This window comes from Lysinibacillus xylanilyticus (assembly GCF_001183605.1).
Lineage (GTDB): Bacteria > Bacillota > Bacilli > Bacillales_A > Planococcaceae > Lysinibacillus > Lysinibacillus xylanilyticus.
This window is the reverse complement of the sequence record NZ_LFXJ01000005.1, coordinates 1,250,763-1,266,524: the sequence shown is the minus strand read 5'-3', so window position 1 is coordinate 1,266,524 and position 15,762 is coordinate 1,250,763. Positions and strand designations below refer to the sequence as shown.

At 34.8% G+C, this 15,762-nt stretch carries 15 protein-coding genes and 1 pseudogene; 8 read left to right on the top strand and 8 right to left on the bottom strand.

The window, feature by feature from the left end; translation table 11 throughout:
- Positions 1-100 precede the first annotated feature (100 nt).
- Both ACZ11_RS08930 and ACZ11_RS08925 read right to left on the bottom strand, forming a co-directional pair.
- Complete coding sequence (locus ACZ11_RS08930) at positions 101-1,165, bottom strand: toxic anion resistance protein (RefSeq protein ID WP_049665409.1); 1,065 nt, start codon at positions 1,163-1,165, stop codon at positions 101-103.
- On the bottom strand, positions 1,162-1,812 hold the full coding sequence (locus ACZ11_RS08925; RefSeq protein ID WP_049665408.1) for a 5-bromo-4-chloroindolyl phosphate hydrolysis family protein: 651 nt from the start codon (positions 1,810-1,812) through the stop codon (positions 1,162-1,164). Before ACZ11_RS08925 ends, ACZ11_RS08930 begins: the two co-directional genes overlap by 4 nt.
- 1,044 nt (positions 1,813-2,856) lie before the next feature.
- On the opposite strand from ACZ11_RS08925, the gene ACZ11_RS08920 reads away from it, so the two are divergent.
- Positions 2,857-3,531 carry a VOC family protein gene (locus ACZ11_RS08920; protein ID WP_049665406.1) on the top strand — a complete coding sequence of 225 codons (675 nt, stop codon included), beginning with the start codon at positions 2,857-2,859 and terminating at the stop codon, positions 3,529-3,531.
- Positions 3,532-3,680: 149 nt separating this feature from the next.
- Here ACZ11_RS08920 and ACZ11_RS25130 read toward each other — a convergent pair.
- Positions 3,681-3,776: pseudogene (locus ACZ11_RS25130) on the bottom strand (YjcZ family sporulation protein); the annotation flags it as partial.
- Between the two features lie 412 nt (positions 3,777-4,188).
- Here ACZ11_RS25130 and ACZ11_RS08915 point away from each other — a divergent pair.
- The 3 genes from ACZ11_RS08915 (at position 4,189) to ACZ11_RS08905 (ending at position 5,418) form a co-directional block, all read left to right on the top strand.
- Positions 4,189-4,545, top strand: coding sequence for a VOC family protein (locus ACZ11_RS08915; protein WP_049665405.1), 357 nt, complete (start codon positions 4,189-4,191; stop codon positions 4,543-4,545).
- A gap of 227 nt (positions 4,546-4,772) precedes the next feature.
- Positions 4,773-5,039: a hypothetical protein gene (locus ACZ11_RS08910; RefSeq protein WP_049665404.1), complete on the top strand. Its 267-nt coding sequence runs from the start codon at positions 4,773-4,775 to the stop codon at positions 5,037-5,039.
- A gap of 166 nt (positions 5,040-5,205) precedes the next feature.
- Positions 5,206-5,418, top strand: a complete 213-nt coding sequence (locus ACZ11_RS08905; protein WP_049665402.1) for a hypothetical protein — start codon at positions 5,206-5,208, stop codon at positions 5,416-5,418.
- Positions 5,419-6,264: 846 nt separating this feature from the next.
- On the opposite strand, the gene ACZ11_RS08900 is transcribed toward ACZ11_RS08905, so the two are convergent.
- Positions 6,265-6,546, bottom strand: coding sequence for an acylphosphatase (locus tag ACZ11_RS08900; protein ID WP_049665401.1), 282 nt, complete (start codon positions 6,544-6,546; stop codon positions 6,265-6,267).
- A gap of 45 nt (positions 6,547-6,591) precedes the next feature.
- Positions 6,592-8,319: a globin-coupled sensor protein gene (locus ACZ11_RS08895; RefSeq protein WP_049665400.1), complete on the bottom strand. Its 1,728-nt coding sequence runs from the start codon at positions 8,317-8,319 to the stop codon at positions 6,592-6,594.
- A gap of 125 nt (positions 8,320-8,444) precedes the next feature.
- On the opposite strand from ACZ11_RS08895, the gene ACZ11_RS08890 reads away from it, so the two are divergent.
- Together ACZ11_RS08890 and ACZ11_RS08885 are read left to right on the top strand one after the other, a co-directional pair.
- A complete protein-coding gene (locus tag ACZ11_RS08890; RefSeq protein ID WP_049667131.1) occupies positions 8,445-8,726 on the top strand; it encodes a DUF1033 family protein in 282 nt (93 codons plus the stop codon).
- A 222-nt stretch (positions 8,727-8,948) separates the two neighbouring features.
- On the top strand, positions 8,949-9,149 hold the full coding sequence (locus tag ACZ11_RS08885) for a cold-shock protein (protein WP_049665398.1): 201 nt from the start codon (positions 8,949-8,951) through the stop codon (positions 9,147-9,149).
- Between the two features lie 479 nt (positions 9,150-9,628).
- Here the strand turns inward: ACZ11_RS08885 and ACZ11_RS08880 are convergent, their stop codons facing one another.
- Positions 9,629-9,988, bottom strand: a complete 360-nt coding sequence (locus ACZ11_RS08880; protein ID WP_049665396.1) for a winged helix-turn-helix transcriptional regulator — start codon at positions 9,986-9,988, stop codon at positions 9,629-9,631.
- 143 nt (positions 9,989-10,131) lie between these two features.
- On the opposite strand from ACZ11_RS08880, the gene ACZ11_RS08875 reads away from it, so the two are divergent.
- Positions 10,132-10,995, top strand: coding sequence for an SDR family oxidoreductase (locus ACZ11_RS08875; protein WP_049665394.1), 864 nt, complete (start codon positions 10,132-10,134; stop codon positions 10,993-10,995).
- Positions 10,996-11,450: 455 nt separating this feature from the next.
- On the opposite strand, the gene ACZ11_RS08870 is transcribed toward ACZ11_RS08875, so the two are convergent.
- The gene (locus ACZ11_RS08870; RefSeq protein WP_049665393.1) at positions 11,451-12,260 is read right to left on the bottom strand and encodes a S1C family serine protease; all 810 of its coding nucleotides are present in this window, start codon (positions 12,258-12,260) and stop codon (positions 11,451-11,453) included.
- A 493-nt stretch (positions 12,261-12,753) separates the two neighbouring features.
- Between ACZ11_RS08870 and ACZ11_RS08865 the strand changes: the two genes are divergently transcribed.
- Positions 12,754-13,863: a hypothetical protein gene (locus ACZ11_RS08865; protein WP_049665391.1), complete on the top strand. Its 1,110-nt coding sequence runs from the start codon at positions 12,754-12,756 to the stop codon at positions 13,861-13,863.
- A 241-nt stretch (positions 13,864-14,104) separates the two neighbouring features.
- Here the strand turns inward: ACZ11_RS08865 and ACZ11_RS08860 are convergent, their stop codons facing one another.
- The gene (locus ACZ11_RS08860; RefSeq protein ID WP_049665390.1) at positions 14,105-15,556 is read right to left on the bottom strand and encodes an IS1182 family transposase; all 1,452 of its coding nucleotides are present in this window, start codon (positions 15,554-15,556) and stop codon (positions 14,105-14,107) included.
- Positions 15,557-15,762 lie beyond the last annotated feature (206 nt).

The window sequence follows — 15,762 nt, the reverse complement described above, 5'->3', positions numbered from 1 at the left end:
AATTGAGTCCGGAGACTATTTTCATTCAGTAGGTTTAAATGAAAATCAAAGGGTGGTTCAGATGTTTTCTGAGCCACCCTTGTTTTTTGGAAAAACGGAATCAATCTCTCTTTAAGGTTTTTAATTCTGCTACATCCTGTAGATGCTGCTTTTCCTGTTCTGTAGCTGTATGAAGGGCGAAGACGTCTTTGATAGCTGTTTTAAGCTCATGCTGAGTTTCTTTGAATTTCGATACTTGCTGTTCAAAGGAAGGGCTCGTAAAACGATCATTTGTACGAGATAATCTTTCCTCTAGCTGCGCGTAGTGATGATCCATATGCATAGATAACATCATGGCCAACTGGTTTTTCCAAAGTGGAATAAGAGTAACGATTGAAAATTCTATTTTCTCAGCTAGCGTTTGATTGGACTGCTGAATCATCCGTATTTGTGGCGCAGTTTGTAAAGCAACCTGCTGAGAAACTTGTAGGTCATAAATACGTTGATCTAGACGCTCGATTTGTGCGGCAAAATCATTTAGCTGTTGGATAGCTAGAGGCTGTTTCGTCGCCTGTACACTAGTCGCCTTTTCAGGAAGCTCAACTTCAATGGCTTGCTGCTTCTTCATTTGTCCTGCTGCAATAGCAGTCGCTAACTCTTCAAAGAACCCTCTATTATGTGCATAAAGTTCCTCTAGCATTTCCACATCTTTTATCATTTGTAGCTGTGAACGTTCAAGCTGAACACCAATTCGTTCTACTTGGATACTAACACGTTCAAACTCCGTTAATGTTTGCTTAACAGTAGGCTCTATTTTACCAAACATTTTTCTGAAAAAGGACTGCTTTTTTGGTTCTAATGCGTTAGGGTCCACACGGTCTAACGTTTGCATTAATGAGTCTAACATTTGACCAATTTTTGTGACGTCTTTCTGTTTTACTTGTGCAAGCATGCGATCTGCAAATTGAGAAAGCGCTCGTTGTGAGCCTTGCCCTAAAGACAGGACTGATTCAAAATTTGTCAGGTCAAGTTGACTAGCATATAGAAGTGCTCGACTTTGTGCAAGAGGCGACAGCGTTTCATACGTCGCCATCGCCTCATTATTTGTTGTTTCTAAATAAGATTGCACAAGAGGGGAAATACCTTGTATTGTATTTAGTTGAAATGCGTGATCATTTGCTGTCACTTATCATCGCCTCGCCATTCCAATTGTTCTTTTCGTCTTAAATTGGAACGATTCGCAAATTCGATTTCCATTTGGAGATGGTCGATATCGTTGGAAAGCGCATCCTTTAAATCAATTTGAATCGTATCATTTAAATCTGTAAGTGTTTCTCTGGTTTTTGATAATGTAATTTGGATTTCCTTATCCTTCACAGGCTGTTTCGATAACATCGTATATTTATCCGTTAATTCGACAGCGGAAGGAAGGTGTGCATAAAAAAATTGTTCCACATTATAAAATTTCCGTGGATCTGTTTTAACTACTTTTACGATATTTTTTGAAATACGTGTCATTTCGAGTAATTGCTTAAATGCAGAAACAGAGCGTACACGTAAGTAGTTTTGACTTAAAGTTTGAATGTTTTTATTGGCTGCTGTAAGTTGTGTTTCAATATGTTTGTATTCTTCTTTTGTTATACCAGCTATTTGCATGAATTTCTTTTTCTGTCTATGTTTCAACAACGTCGTACTCGACGCGTATGTTCCAGCAAATAATAAACCACCAAGGAAGTATCCTGGACTTGCCGCAAATGCTGCGATAGAAACAGTTGAGAGAGAAATTAAGAAGCTAGCGGTATGTCTAGAGAAAAACTGTCCGACACTGAGCATGTTTCTTCCTCCTAGCATTTAAATATGTCTATATTCTTATACGAAATAACCGACATAAAGTTTCAATTATATAAGAAACCTTACATAAATTTTACTGCTATTTGTAAAGTTTCTCAATGATATTACCATAAAAAAAAGAAAAACCTTTGCATTATTAGGAGAAAAGAGGACAGACGAAAAAGAAGTCACTCTAACTGTCCGACATTGATGTTTTTCTGCAAAGACGGATAAGCCGCCGAAGTGACGGATAGAATCCCTACCGAAGGATAGAATTGCCAGAGCGACGGATGGAACTGCCCAAGCGACGGAAAGAGTGCCCACCGACGGATGGAACCATCGAAGTGACGGATAGAACTGCCAAGGCGACGGATAGGTGTTAAAAGGCCTATAATGAATTAATCATTTTCATATTGTATTCAAACTTAGTGTAATTCGCGAATTTTTGGATTGCTTCACACGTTATTAGTCAAATTTTTATTTATTAGTATTGTTTTTTTCACTGTTGTTAATTCCTCACCATCATCGTTATATTAGTTTTTATAAAAATTAATAAGCGTATTCGAGATTTTAACCTCAAAATACGCTTATATTTCGAGTCGTGCATTACGTCTACTTTAAGCTATTCATAAGACTGAAAATGCTTTAATTGCTCTGTCGTAAGAGTTTTCGCATCAATTGTATGGTGCTCAAATTGCCCTAAATGGTTTTTATCATGAGCAAAATAAAGATAGACGACATTTGGTGCATCAGAAAAATAACGTTCACCTAATAACTTGGAAGATCTGCAAAGTATAATTTACATTCAATAGATTGGATAGCTTCCTTCTGAATATTGTTTGCCTTCCGTATTAATTATGGAGGGCTTTTATCATTCAAGGAGGAAGAAATGTAATGGAAAAATAAAAGTACTTAATAATAATTAACTTTTAGTGCATATGAACATGTTCGAAACTGTCTATGTATTTCAGCCGAAAGATTGATGTGAATAGGGATTGTTTTTATTATATTATTTTACAAATACATGTGAATAGGAGAATGTTGCATATGGAAATTAAATCCCTTACTTTACAAACTGATAATTTACAATCTATGAAAGAATTTTATATGAATAAATTAGGGTTTCATTTGATTGCTGAAAATAAAGATAGCTTTCAAATTCAAACAGGCACTAGTATTTTGGAGTTTACGAATAGAGATACAGTAGGCAAACCATTTTATCATTTTGCCTTCAATATTCCAGCAAACCAATTTGAAGAAGCAAAATTTTGGTTGAAAAACAAAGTCCAACTTTTAACAGAGGATGGAGAAGATCAAGTAAACTTTTCACATTTACCAGCACACGCAATATATTTTGAGGATCCATCAGGTAATATTTTAGAATGTATAGCCCGTTATGGCGTAAACGAAGAAAGCTCAGAGCCGTTTACTATTAATAGTATTTTCCATATTAGTGAAATTGGTCTTATCGTTGATGATGTGTTAAAGGTAGGAAAAGAATTAAGTAAAGCTCATATATTTGAAAGGGATAACAAACCGTTAAATGAGAAATCTCTAAATTTTATGGGCGTAAGAGAGATAGGGATTTTTATTATCCTTGCTCGTCCCGGAAGAAGATGGATTTTTTCAGATAAATATTCTACCATTCTTCCTCTCGAGATTTCAGTCAATAACGGAAGGAAATTAATTGTAAATCATGATGGTGAATTCATTATCGAATAATGATATCGTATGACCTTTTGAGAGATGAGTTTTAAGTAAGGAAATATTAATAGGGTCACCGGAGGATAGTGACCCTAGGTAGATTAAAAGGGAAAGGATAAAGTTTATATTATCTTATTAGTTATGAGCATTAGAGGCGGTGTTAGGTATTAATAACCTTTAGTCATGAAAGTAGCGCCGACGATAATTAGAAGAATAAATAGAACAACAATTAGCGCAAATGCTGAACCACTTCCGTAACCATTTCCATTACCATAATATTAGACATAGTAATTTCCATCCATTCTATAATTCATAATATGTATAGTTTTCAATACGGATTGAGATTTCTATCATAGAATGCCACAAAAAAGATTTAAGAATATGTATACACTATGAAGAACTTAATGTAGTTGCTAACTAGAGTCATATCCAAAGGGCGCCTAGTTATAATGTGGTCATCTAATTGTATGCAATGAAGAAATGCTAGGACATTTTGCCGTTTGGGTTCTAGTAAATTTATTAATGCCAATTGGAGTAAGTAATGAATTAGGGATTTTATAAAGCCCTCTTAGGAAAATATTTTATTTCGCATTGAGAGTTGAAAAATATTACCATATATTCTATTATCTTTATAAATGAAGGAAAAGGTAATTAACGGAATTAGGGGGATGAAATATGAGTCAAGTTTGTGTTATCAGTATCTATGTACCTAACATAGAAAAAGCAATTGATTTTTACACTACAGTTTTAGGATTTAAGGTAAACAAACAATACGGACCTAAAATCGTAACACTTATTCACGGAGATTTACCATTAATTTTAGAAGAGACAAAAAAATCTAAATCCATTCCAAAAGATACTCTAGGTGTGGTTTTAGCTTTAAAAACAGAGGACATTCATCAAACCGTCAATAAGTTAAAAGAGCATAATGTTGAGTTCATTACAGATGAGCCGATGGATTGTCCTCCAGGAAAAGTTATTAGCTTCAGAGATCCTTTCGGGAATGTCTTAGAGTATTTACAATTTATTTAGATAATATAAAAATCATAATATTTCAGGAGACCATATCTAACAAGATGTGGTTTTTTAGTTTCATTGAATAAAAATGACATTGTTAAATAAGTTAATCAACATTATAATAGTGTTAATTAAATCCAATTGTTAAATTTTTTTCATATCCTAGGATGTTTTTCAATAATTCATGCAATAAAGACTGCACCAAAAAGATGACTTTATAGGTAAAAGGGAGAGTCAGCCATATGCAAAAAAACACAAACAAAAAGATTGAGCTTATTGATACTAAAATTATTTTAGAGAAATACAAAGAAAATATAGAATTAGTTCAAAAATCATTAAAACAACTTGAGTTGGAAATTAGTAAATTGCAAGGTGAAGGTTTAGTTGAATTAGAAAAGTTGACTAACGACTTAAGTAAGTTGCAGATACTTTCAACGAGTATAAATTTTAAAGCTAAAAGTCTCATCTGTAATAACAGTAAAACCATTGAGACATTAACGACTAAATAATATATTGATATCAAGTCAGATCTAATTTGTATTGCAGCCAAAAAGTTAATCTAATATTTGGGGGTGTAGTACAAACAAGGTATGGCCTTTTTATTATGATTTATATTTCTAGTTGTTACATTTTATTCCATATATTCTATGATTAGAGTGGAAGGTGGTGACAAAGATGAGAGAAAATATAGAAGAGATTACAATCAGTTTTTGTGAACAAAACGGTGATGTAATTATGACGTATGACATCAACAACTCTCTATCAGCTTTGATTCCGAACGTTAGTGATGTAGTTAATATTGATGGTAATTACAGGGCAGTGAGTGAAAGAGCTTTTACTTACAATCCAAGAAGTATCATAGTTACAATCTATTTAGAAGAATTATAATCAAGATTTCACAGTCACACTCATTATGAGTTGTGGCTTTTTTTTATGACATGAAATCTGATTGATATATCTAATTGGACTTCATGAGTTGAATGATTAATCGATGTGAAAGTGTCTTACATGCGCTAATACTTGCATACAGTGTTTGGAAGTGTATTTTCGAAAGGATGTGTGGGCAAATGAAAGTAACGGTTAAAGAATGGCGTGTAATGTCTGATCACAACAAACAATTACTTTTAAATGCGGTAGCAACTAAATAAGTAAAACATAGATGAAAGAGGAATGAGAACATGCAGCAACAAACACAACCATATTAGAAAAAGCAGTGCTATAAAGTAATAACAATGTTTATTGTTTTAAGGCAACATCTCATTTAATGTATAAAAATGATGAGATCACTCATAGAGGTTGGCATGAGAGCAGTGGAATTACGTATGCAGCCACTTTAGAAACTCAAGATAAATTACGCTGGATATGGCATTCTTTGCGTTAAATTCACGCATAAGGTTGAAGTGGGAGCATCTCAGTTACACGACGAAAGCTTTCGTCTCCCTGAGCGTTACTAGAAATATGGTAAGAGGATACGGAATTTTTAAAAGAGGGTAATCAGTGAATCGACCTTCAGATAAAATATCTTAATAACTATTTGCAATTGCTACGGCAGGTGTTTTTTGTGGAACGGATAAATGAAAGGGACTCGGGTATTATTCCAGATCCAAATTAATAAAAAATAATTTTGCTCCCAGCAACGCCATTTTAGATAAACCGTATTCAATCATTATCTTCTAGAGCCAAAAACCTTGATAAACCTTAGTATTACAACACTACTAAAAAAGAGGAGCCAGACTAAACAATGTCTGACTCCATGCGTGTATAACCTTTTAAATCATCAAAAAGCTCTAAAGTAAAAGAATTGGAATCTGCTTGAGGGCTAACACCCTTTTGAACAAATATTAAAAATTCATCTAGTGCTTTTTTTGATCCTTCTACTTCAACCTCAATTTGATCTTGATTATTTAGTTTACAGTATCCTTTTAATCCTAGCTCAATCGCTTTTTGTTTTATGAAAAAACGATAGCCAGTCCCGTAAACATCTCCGAAAAATTTAATTAGCGCTCGCTTGTTCAAGCTTACACCTCCTACTAGTGAAGAGGGGAGAGCCCCCCCTTGTGCTTATTGCATAACACGTTCTTTTTTTAAATATGCAATTAAGTTATTGATAAAATAGAGAACTTGCTTTGAAGCTTGATCTACTTCTTTTAAATGAGCTTCAGCCTGTTGAATATTCCCAACTTTATAAGCCTCAGCTGCTAACTTCGCCGATTCATGAACACGTAAATGATGTGCGTCTAATTCACTATACTCGTGCAAGTGTCCGAATCGTTCTACAGTGCGAGCAGATGTATACCACTTACCGAGACGACAATCTCTATGTGAAGAAACATCACTTGGCTCGACATTTTCAAGCCCAAGGAACATATTATAAATTCGCCATTTCCATAAAATATGATCGGCCTTTGATAATTGTAAAAGTGCTATAGATGATAGCTGAACATTATTATTCGAAATAATATCATTGCGGAAACGATCAATTTCTTTCCCTAATGCGTGTATATCACTAGAGGTGTTATGGCTATATTCGCGAATATCATCTTGAAGACTAGAAATTTCAATCATTCTTGCTGATACTTCATCAATAGCAGCTGCCTGTTCCTGTGATATCGCAGCTGTATTTGTGACATCCAGATTAATACCTTCAATGGCACTTACTATTGCATTTAATAATGGTAACGATTCTTTTGCTTCCACTGTTGCATCTTTAATAATTTCTGTCGTTTCTGTTATTGAGTTTGACACTTCATTTGAATAGCTTTTTAAATGATGTACATTTGTAGTTACTTCACTAAGAGCTGATACCGTTCCTTCAGCAAGCTTTCGAACTTCCTGTGCAACTACTGCAAAGCCTTTACCATGTTCACCTGCTCGTGCAGCCTCAATAGAAGCGTTTAAAGCAAGTAAATTCGTTTGATCGGCAATTTGGTTTATTAACGTTACAACATTTTCAATATCCTTTACCCGCTTTTGTAATTCTGAAAAGGACTCAACGATTGATGTAAATGTCTCTTCTGTTTTAAAGATTTCTGTAAGGGCATGCTCTATTGCATTTTTTCCTTGAACGGCGTGATCAACAGATTCAGTTGTTTTTTCAGAAATACGGGAAGACATTCGAGCAACCTCGTTAATAGAAGCGGCAATTTCTTCAGTTGCCGCGGTAGAGGACTGGATTTCTTCGTTTTGTTTATCTAAGCTAAATACTAAATCTTTCATGTACATGATTTTTGCATTGACATCCATTAAAGAGGAAATTTCAGCGACTACATTTTCAATTGTACGTTCTGTTAATACTTCGATGAGTAATTCCTGGTCAACATTAACAGCTGATTGGAAAGATTTCATATATTCAAATGCCTTATTAGGTTTTAAACCAAAATTATGTAAAATGTATGTAGTAATATAAAATGCAAATTGATTGAAGACGACGATTAACTTACCCGGCTCATATTGATTCTTTCTGAATAAATTAAAAAATTTAACGGTCTCATCCACATATTCATCATCACGAGTAGCTAAGAAAAATTGAGTTAAGTATCGATTTATATTTTCTTCACTAATCGTTAACTGAGAAGAGAGAGAGATTTCTCTTAAATAGTTATTAAAAATAGCATTCATTGAAGGCGTGATATCTTTTAATTTATAGTAGAGAGTTTTTAAATTTTCTTCATCATGTGAATTGAAATGGTTAAATGCTAGTGTTTTATTAAAACGACCGGTAGCATTTAAATTTGTACCACGCTTTAATAATTCCTCGAGTTCGGCCTTAGGTCGAATACTTGAAAACATAAAAAATACCTCCAAAAATTTTGAATAATAAGGTAATAATAGCATATTACAGAGTGTTTTAATAGACATTTCAAATGTGTTTGCTAAAATGGAAATATCTTATTACAGCAGGGAATGTGGCAAATATGTATACAATCATTTACATGAAAGCTGATTATGAGCCTTGGTGGAAGTTTGAAGGCTGGGAGGCTTTTATTCAAACAAATGAAACATTTGAAACGGAGGAGCAATTTGAGTCAGCATTACAAACGAAACTGCAGCACTTCCGATTAACATATGACAATGAGGAAACGAAAGAAGGAGGATTTTGGGCCTTCTGGTCAGAGGATGAAAGTGTTTTTTGTGAAGCCTGTGATGATGATGTACAAATATATCATGGGATTATCGCTTTAAAATCTGAAAAATAGAAATAAAATTTAGAAATTTTTAAAAAAATTTTTCTTTATTTGACAAAATTATGAATAGCGGTTATACTTAGGTTAACAATTTAATTGCTTCACCGGAAACATGAATTCACATATTACAAAAAGTGATCGCGTTAGTTCGGTACTCTTTGTAATATGTGAATATTTTTCAATCGCTGAAGAAATTACATATTGTTCACTTTTATTTTTTGGAGGTTTTCTTAAATGAAACAAGGTACAGTAAAATGGTTTAACTCAGAAAAAGGTTTTGGATTCATCGAAGTTGAAGGTGAAAACGACGTATTCGTACACTTCTCAGCTATCGGAGGAGAAGGTTTCAAAACTCTTGACGAAGGTCAAAAAGTGGAATTCGAAGTTGTAGATGGCAACCGCGGACCACAAGCTGCTAACGTAACTAAACTTTAATTCTCAGTAATTAAAATTACTTTCGTTAAAAAAAGACATCCTATTGATATAGGATGTTTTTTTTTGTATTCAAATAGATATAGGTGATTGGGAATAAAGAAACGCAATGAACTAGTTTCACGAATAAAGTTCTATATAATTTTATTATGTAAACTCGATAACCTAATTTACATAATTTTGTTTTCGGGTCATTTAATAGCTGTATTAATAAAATACTTCCACAATTGAGAGCATAGGGGAGGAGAAGAAATTCTGTCATTTAATTTTTGATTTAAAGTATACTCCTGCGAGAAGCACCAGCACCATCAGTGAGCATTAGCGAAACTGTATTTTGTCGAAGTGTTAGTGAACGCAATGTCAGGAGCTCAGTGATGTAGCTCGTGTCTAGCTCGCGGAAAGCGAAGCAGAATTTTATCAAAAACAATTATGCTTGAATTCTATAACAGGGCTTTTCAACTATTAATTTAGTATGGATAACTTTATTCTTTTTGTTTTATCTCCATATATTTTTTACCCCATTCTCCCATAGTGTTCAATACTGGTATAAAGCTTTTTCCTTGTTGTGTTAGCGAGTATTCAACTTTAGGGGGAACTTGTTTATACACTTCTCTGTGAACCATTCCGTCCTCTTCCAACTCTCTCAGTTGTCTTGTCAAAATGCCTTTTGAAATGCCTGGTAGCAACCTTTGAAGTTCGTTAAATCTTCTTGTTCGTCGACTTAGATACCATAAAATAATAATTTTCCACCTTCCAGCGATTACATTTTGAGCAAGTGTCAAAGAACATACATCTTCTTTTTCTTCGGTAGGTGGTTCTCCTTGAAAATTAAATCGAGCCATTAATTGATTTTTCCCTCTCTTTCACTAGGTACTTTTTTTGTGACTATGTCATAAAAAAATGCCTACTTTTAATATTGCAACTGAGGATATAGTATATACCTAGATTTCATTTATTAATATGAAAATTTAATTGGAGGGAAAAAATGAAAATATTAGTTACAGGTGCAACGGGAAAATTAGGGTCAAAGGTAGTGGAAGCATTATTAAAAACTATACTGGCGAGTGATTTGGTCGTTAGTGTTCAAAATCCAGAGAAAGCAGAAGGGTTGCGAGCTCTTGGAGTAGAAGTTCGACACGGAAATTTTAATCAACCGAAAACGTTAGATTCTGCTTTTTCAGGAATCGATCGACTATTAATTATATCTACGTTTGGGGATTATGAAACAATAATGAGACAGCATAAGAATGCTGTAGCCGCTGCTGAACGTGCTCAAGTGAAATTTATTGCTTATACTAGTGTAACAAATGCAAGTGAAAGTAATTTTTTCCTCGCTTCATCACATAGAGCCAGAGAAGAAGCTATTTTGAAAACAGGTATTCCATACTCATTTTTACGAAACAATTGGTATTTTGAAAATGAAATTGGGAGCATACAGGGTGCGATGGTAGGTGCACCTTGGATTACATCAGCAGGGAAAGGAAAAGTAGGCTGGGTACTTCGACAAGATTTAGCGGAGGCTGCAGCAAATGTATTGACTGGTAAAGGACACGAGAATACGGTTTACGAGCTTTCTGGTAAGTTAATGACTCAAGAGAAATTAGTATCTGCTCTTGTAGTTGTATTAGGGAAAGAAGTCCATGTACAACAAGTCGACGATGCAACTTATGCAAACATTATGAAAGGAGCTGGAGTACCAGAAGCCTACCTTCCTATGCTCGTAAACACGCAAAAAGGTATTCGAGATGGTGGTTTAGAGATTGAAAGTAACGATTTAGAAAAATTACTTGGTCGTCCCTCTACACCAGTAAACGAAGCTCTTAGCCAAATTATTAGCCAAATCTCTTAAACAGGAAATTAATTCTAACTTTCTTTCAGCAAATGTTTTATGTATCGAAAGCGAAGCGACAGGTACAGATGTTTTATGTATCGAAAGCGAAGCGACAGTTACAAATGTTTTATGTAACGGTTGCTGCCGCTGCGTTTTCGCACAAAAAACATCAACAGGCCTAAGCATTAAGCCGATTAAAGACTCAATTATGCCGAGGTATAAAATAAAAAATGACCTTCTCACATGAGGTCATTTTTAAAGAACTGACGGCTTTACTACTGAAGCATGTGAATTTTGTAATTCCACTCAAGGGTTTATTGTAATACGTTCTAATGTAGTTAAATATCAAAAATTAAACTAAGAGATTTTCAACCTGTACTAAATTACGTAGTTATACTTTTTAATGCCTTCAAATTTAAATATCTTATGCTCATTTTACAGTTGAATATATCGCTGTATAAGAGCCTTGAGTATTATGGGCTTAATTTACGCTGTAGGACTTCAATAGGAATAAACAAACCGACACGACCATATGGATCTTTTTTCGCCGTTGCAAAAATGATCCCGATAACCTCACCAGCAGCATTAATGACAGGACTGCCACTATTTCCCCGATAAACAGGGGCTTTCAACATCATAACAGGCTCCTCCCAATCATCAAGGTAAGTTGACTCAAGTAAAGTCCCTTCATTTGCAATGCCCGTAAAGGCTAGTGGATTACCAATGAAATAGACATGCTCATTTTTGCTATAGCTAGGATTTTCAGCAAGAGAAAGGGAGGGGAACTCATCACCAGTTACTTGCAATAATGCTAAATCTACGTCTGGGAAACTTTGCAGTAACTTAGCACTCATTAAACCTTCCTCAGGGAAAATGACGGATAATGATTGAGCATCTTCTACAACGTGTGCATTGGTTACGATAAGTCCATCTGAAGAAATCGAAAAACCAGTGCCTTTACTAGAACCTGTAGAGATCTCTACGACAGCTTTTTTATAGGTTCTTATATCTTCTTGCGCTGATAGCCGAGCTGACACCTTTAAAAATTCAAGAGCTGGAATGGAGTAAATTTGAAAGATAAGTGCAAATGTATTCAAAAACAACACAAATGCCATGCTCCAGACAATCCATTTGACAATCGGTTTTTGTTTTTTAGGCTTTTTTTCTTGCTGACGTTCTTCTTGTTCTTGTGCTAACGCCTTTTGCTGTTCAGCGAGAACAAGTTCAATCAGCTCTTCTTCCGTTAATTCTTCATCAGTTGTTGATCTATGTATATCATTCATAAAAACCCTCCTTCCTCAAAATAAAAGGGGCCAGCAGAACGCCTGTGAAGTGTATTTCATGTAACTACGGCTCTTCCGTATAACAGGTCTATATACCTACTGGTATTTTGTGCTCTGGCACATTATTGTTTATAGCCAACGAGTGGTGCAAGAGAAAGTACAAGTTCATGTTGTCTTGGAGGTAAGCTCTTTTTAGCTATTTTCTCTCATTATACGTGAAGTTCCTAGGTTATACGAATGTTAGGAAAACCAGAATTCTAGAAAGCTATTTCTTATTTAGTCGCATCGACATATGCACGTAAGTCAAATAGATGATTGAGGTGCGTCTTTGTGATGAATGGAAACTGAAAATTCCCCAATTCATAAAAACTACATTGACTTATATTGATTATTTACCTAAAATGGATAATTATAACTTTTTGTATTTTTTCACCTAGCAATGAAGAGTACATATTTCGAATTCAAAAATAACTGAGCAAAGGAAAATCGCATAATGTATGGACTTGTTTGTAAATGCAAAAAAGCAACGTGTTTTACTGCTATAATTTTTTTATCTTTATTAATTATGCTATTTGGATGTCAAAAGAAAGAAGACGACATTACGCTTATTAATAAAAATGAAGAGAAAAGCACACCTATTAACGATAATGAAGAACTCATTATTTCCCTGTTTGATAACGAAGGCAAAAGTAGCATAGTGGAACTAGATGTTGAAAGAAAAGTAGAAGAAGAGTTAGTTAAAAATGAAACTGTTTGGTTGCATGCAAAACTTTCAGGCAATAAGCAATATCTTGCCTATATGAGTGCTAAAGGAGATGGACCTTGGGACATTTTTTTATTAGATAAAAATGATAAAAAAACTTATCAAGTCACAAATGATACTTTAGGACAACTTATGCCTAGATTTGGCGATAAGGAAGGCAAAACTATCTATAGTGAAATAATGGGGGAAAAATTCCCTGTTTCAAAGATTGCGAAAGTAGATGTGGAAAAGAAAGATTCTATTGTATTTGATACTGAACAACCTGACCGTGCTGTAGAAATGTATGATATTTCTAAAGACAAAATTATTGGTGCATTTGTCTCTGAGGAAGAGAATACGGCAAGAAGAGCGGCTGCAAATGAAGCTGGTGAACCTTTAGGGCAAATTGTGTATTCAATATATGAAATGAATTTAGATGGCTCTGACATGAATTTGATAACGAAAATAAAAGCCGTCAATATTGATTCGATGGCTTATGGACCCAATGGGAAATCTGTTATTCTTGGAGGGGAAAATATAAATGAAGATGAAGGAAGCGGCATTTATCAGTTATCTCTTACAGACAAAACATTAACTACCATATTAACAGATCATATGATTAAAAAAAGTAAAAATCCCATATTATCAGAGATTGGTCAGAGAAGGCTAGCGGTATTGTCGAAAAATGAGCGATTTGTTTATTTTTCGGGTATACCTAAAAATGCAGAAGATGTTAGTTTTGACGGTATAATTTCTAAAATACGGTGTATTTACAAGTATGACTTAGATAGTAAAGAAATAATAAAAGTATATGAGTATAAAAAACTAGCTTTTGTTACGGATATGACGGTTACATATTAGATTTTGCCATTGATTATCTAATGTTTCTTTGCAAAAATTGCACGTGTGTCATTGGATATGACGTAAAATGAGTTATTTAATCAATTGAACCCTGAATAGTGGACATTTTATAAAAAGTGCCCTCTGTCCAGGAGGGCACTGAAAAACTTACGTTTTCATAAAAGCGAACCTTTTTCAGATAAAAATAAGGCACTTCTTGTTCAGTTTTGAACAGGAAGTGCCTTATTTCTGTCTCTATTCCTTATTCATTTTCGTTTAGTAGCTTTAATATCCGTTTCAAATTGACGGCGAATATCGTTGTAGCACCTTGAATTTCCATGCCAAATAGACCCGCAGTCGATGCCGTATCGTACCCGTGTCCGTTTTTTAATTCACTATTCTTCGCTTCTACTTTGTAGCGATTTGCGGCTAATTGCTTAAAAGCTTCCGTATTTTGAAATGCCTCTTGTTCGGCATGTGCATCCGACTTAATTGTGACAGAATACGTTTTACTTTTTGCGCCTTCTTTATAACAGCCCTCTCTCATTGGACATACTTTACATTTTTCAATATCAAAATAATATGTCTGACTTTGACTCATACTCGTTCCTTTTTTACCCGTACGTGCTTTTCTTGTCGCGAGATGACCGGCCTTACAAACAAACATTCCAGCATCTTTATTAAACTCAAACTTGTCTTCTTCTTTTCGTGGTCCTTGTGTAAGAATAGGGTTCAACTTTGCCACAAGTGCGATTTTCTCTTCTTTAGTATATTCGATGTTTGCCTTTTCAGAGTAAGCTGCGTCTCCAATAACTGTATTAATTTTCATACCTGCTTGTGTGCTTTTTTCAATTAACTCTTGAAGATATTTCCCATCGTTTTTTTCACCTGTTGTAATGACAGCCGCTGTAATAATACGTTCATCACTCAACGCGATATGTGTCTTGTACCCGAAGAAAGAAGATTCCGACGTCTTATGCCCTTTTCGCGCATCCGCATCAGAAGAGTAATTTAGATGTTCTTGAAAATCTTCTGCGACTTCTTTTAAAACATTCAGCTTTTCCTTGACAGCTGGCATTTGTGCAATTTGTGGTTCCTTTTCAATGACTGAAATAACTTCCTTACAGTAAGCTAATTCATCCTTTACTTCGTTAGAAGTGGTCTTTGCGGGGAATTTGTCTTTCATCGATTCGTCAATTTTGTAGACAGCTTTTCGAGCGTGTTTTGATTTCTCTTGTTTAGGTGTTTTTTGGTTGTAACGTGCTTTTGTATGTGTGGCATCCACAATAATCGTTTGACTGTTGATGATTTTTTTCTCCAATGCGATCTCAACTGTTTTCCCAATGAGCATGTCTAATAAGCTTACGTCTTGGAGACGAAGCCGACGAAATTTTGTAAGCGAACTTGAATCAATGACTGGATCTTCTGGCGCCATATCCAAGAAATATTTGAATGACATATCGTACTTTGAACGCTCTACAAGATCGACGTCTGATACATCATAAATCGCTTTTAATAATAAGTACTTAAACATGCGAATTGGAGGAATGGCATTACGTCCATTGTCTAAACAATATTTTGTTTTTAACTCTTCTAAAATGAATGAAAAATCAACAAGTTCATTGATTTGGCGAAGTATATTATCTTTTGGTACAACAATATCGTAGATCGCCATATATGGACTTAAATTAAGGGTTTCTTGATTTGAAATCATCGGGGGCACCACCTGCACATTAATTCTTTCATTATAAAGGAAAGCGAGACTAAAATAATAGTGTGATACATTGCGTTGTTTGGAGAAGCATCGCTTGACTCCTGCGGGAAAGCGAGACAGACGAGACCCCGCACGAAGCGAAGCGTAGGAGGAGGCTCGGCGCTCGCCCGCGGAAAGCGAGCGGAATGCTTCGGAAAACAACAGTA

Excerpts from the sequence above, each read along its gene's own strand:
- ACZ11_RS08910 (WP_049665404.1), top strand. The coding sequence starts at position 4,773 with ATGCAAAAAAACACAAACAAAAAGATTGAGCTTATTGATACTAAAATT.
- ACZ11_RS08865 (WP_049665391.1), top strand. The coding sequence starts at position 12,754 with ATGTATGGACTTGTTTGTAAATGCAAAAAAGCAACGTGTTTTACTGCT.
- ACZ11_RS08870 (WP_049665393.1), bottom strand. The coding sequence starts at position 12,260 with ATGAATGATATACATAGATCAACAACTGATGAAGAATTAACGGAAGAA.
- ACZ11_RS08920 (WP_049665406.1), top strand. The coding sequence starts at position 2,857 with ATGGAAATTAAATCCCTTACTTTACAAACTGATAATTTACAATCTATG.
- ACZ11_RS08925 (WP_049665408.1), bottom strand. The coding sequence starts at position 1,812 with ATGCTCAGTGTCGGACAGTTTTTCTCTAGACATACCGCTAGCTTCTTA.
- ACZ11_RS08875 (WP_049665394.1), top strand. The coding sequence starts at position 10,132 with ATGAAAATATTAGTTACAGGTGCAACGGGAAAATTAGGGTCAAAGGTA.
- ACZ11_RS08880 (WP_049665396.1), bottom strand. The coding sequence starts at position 9,988 with ATGGCTCGATTTAATTTTCAAGGAGAACCACCTACCGAAGAAAAAGAA.
- ACZ11_RS08890 (WP_049667131.1), top strand. The coding sequence starts at position 8,445 with ATGTATACAATCATTTACATGAAAGCTGATTATGAGCCTTGGTGGAAG.
- ACZ11_RS08905 (WP_049665402.1), top strand. The coding sequence starts at position 5,206 with ATGAGAGAAAATATAGAAGAGATTACAATCAGTTTTTGTGAACAAAAC.
- ACZ11_RS08885 (WP_049665398.1), top strand. The coding sequence starts at position 8,949 with ATGAAACAAGGTACAGTAAAATGGTTTAACTCAGAAAAAGGTTTTGGA.
- ACZ11_RS08860 (WP_049665390.1), bottom strand. The coding sequence starts at position 15,556 with ATGATTTCAAATCAAGAAACCCTTAATTTAAGTCCATATATGGCGATC.
- ACZ11_RS08895 (WP_049665400.1), bottom strand. The coding sequence starts at position 8,319 with ATGTTTTCAAGTATTCGACCTAAGGCCGAACTCGAGGAATTATTAAAG.
- ACZ11_RS08915 (WP_049665405.1), top strand. The coding sequence starts at position 4,189 with ATGAGTCAAGTTTGTGTTATCAGTATCTATGTACCTAACATAGAAAAA.